This is a genomic window from Streptomyces spongiae, from assembly GCF_009377185.1.
GTDB classification, from domain to species: Bacteria; Actinomycetota; Actinomycetes; order Streptomycetales; family Streptomycetaceae; genus Streptomyces; species Streptomyces spongiae.
This window is the reverse complement of record NZ_VJZC01001023.1, coordinates 1-1,647: the sequence shown is the minus strand read 5'-3', so window position 1 is coordinate 1,647 and position 1,647 is coordinate 1. Positions and strand designations below refer to the sequence as shown.

The following is a 1,647-nucleotide window of genomic DNA, read 5'->3' as shown; positions in this document are numbered from 1 at the left end:
CAGGCCCGCCCTCGTCGCCGAGGCGCGGCGGCTCGCCGAGACCGTGCACCCCGACGCCGTCGAGGCGTGGGCCGCGGTGGCGCGGGCGGCTCAGGCCGAGGGCGCGGAGCTGGACGCGTACGACCGGGCGGAGATCGTCGACCACCAGGCGATCGGTCTCGGCCCCGAGGGGCTGGGCCTCTTCGCGCGCGCGGCCGAGCTGTACGAGGAGGCGGGCGACCAGGGGGAGGCGCTGGCGGCTCGTGCGCGCGGGGCGTCCGTCCACGCCTTCACGGGGCAGGTGGAGGCCGCCCTGGCGCTGGTCTCCGAGCCGTACGAGAAGATCCTCGTGCTCTTCGCGGAGGGGGGCACCGGAGTGCGGCAGACGGCGTCCGTGCTGGTGGGACGCGCGCGGATACTGATGCAGCGGCTGGACGAGGCGGAGGGCGACGATGCCTCGGCCGCCGCCATGGCGGCGGCCGAGGAGGCCGCGCGGGAGCTGCTGGCCCTCACCGAGCCGCACACCGCGGACGTACGGGTGGCCTCGCGGGCCGCGGAGGCGCACGGGATGCTCGGCGAGCTGGCCGCGCGCGGCGGGGACGCGGCGGCCTCGGCGGAGCTGCTCGCCCGGTCCGCCGAGGCGTACGTGGCGGCCGGGCTGCCGTGGTTCGCCGTGGAGCAGGAGGCACGACTCACCAGGGCGGCACGGCACCTCGGGGACCTGGAGACGGCCGAGCGGGCGGGACGGGCGGCGCTGGAGCACGGAGGGCCGTACCTGGAGCTGATGGGGCACGCCCAACTGAACCTCCAGCTGGCCGAGATCCTGGGCGAGACCGGGCAGTTCGCGCCCGCGGCCGAGCACGCCCTTCAGGCGGCGCACTGGGCCGACGAGGCCGGCGAGGGGCGGGCGCTCGCCGCGTGGGCGCGGCACCAGCTCGGTGGTTTCCTGCTGCGGCAGGGGCGGTGGGCCGAGGCCGCCGAGGTGCTGGAGTCGGCGCTCCCGGACCTCACCGCCGAGACCCACGGCGACGGGGCGATCGTGCAGACACAGTGGTGGCTCGGCGACTGCCTCACCGAGCTCGGGGAGCACCGGGACGCCGCCGTGCGCTGGTCGCAGGCCGCCGAGATCGCCCGGCACTGGCCCGAACAGCGCGACCACGCCATGCTCGCGCACCTCGCCGCGGAGGCGCTGGGTAACGCGGGGCTGCCGACGGAGGCCGGGCAGGCGTTCGCGCGTGCCGGGGAACTGTGGCGCGAGCTCGGCAACGTCCATGGTCTGGTGCGTGCGCTGCGTGCGCGGGCGTGGATCGTGGCGCGTGAGGAGGAAGGACTCGACCGGGCGCGGGAGTTGATGGCCGAGGCGGTCGCGGAGTGTGAGGCGGTGCTGGGGGCCGGGCCGGGCGACGACTCCGACCCCGACTCCGACTCCGACTCCGGTGACGGTGAGGAGGCGCGTCGGAGGACGCTCGCCGAACTCGGGCAGTCGTACCGGCAGTTCGGGGATCTGGTGGCCCGGTCCGTGCCGGAGGACGCGGAGGGCGATGCCGTCCGGCCCGCCTTCGAGGAGGCGCTGGGGCATCTGGCTCTGGCGATCGGCGCGTACGGGGCGCTGGGGGAGGCCGGGCTCGATGCGCGGACCGGGGCCGAGTTGGCGGCCGGGTGGTTGGA

1 pseudogene is annotated in these 1,647 nt (G+C 76.6%); it reads left to right on the top strand.

The annotated features are described in order from the left end of the window. Positions 1-1,647: pseudogene (locus FNH08_RS49770) on the top strand (tetratricopeptide repeat protein); the annotation flags it as partial.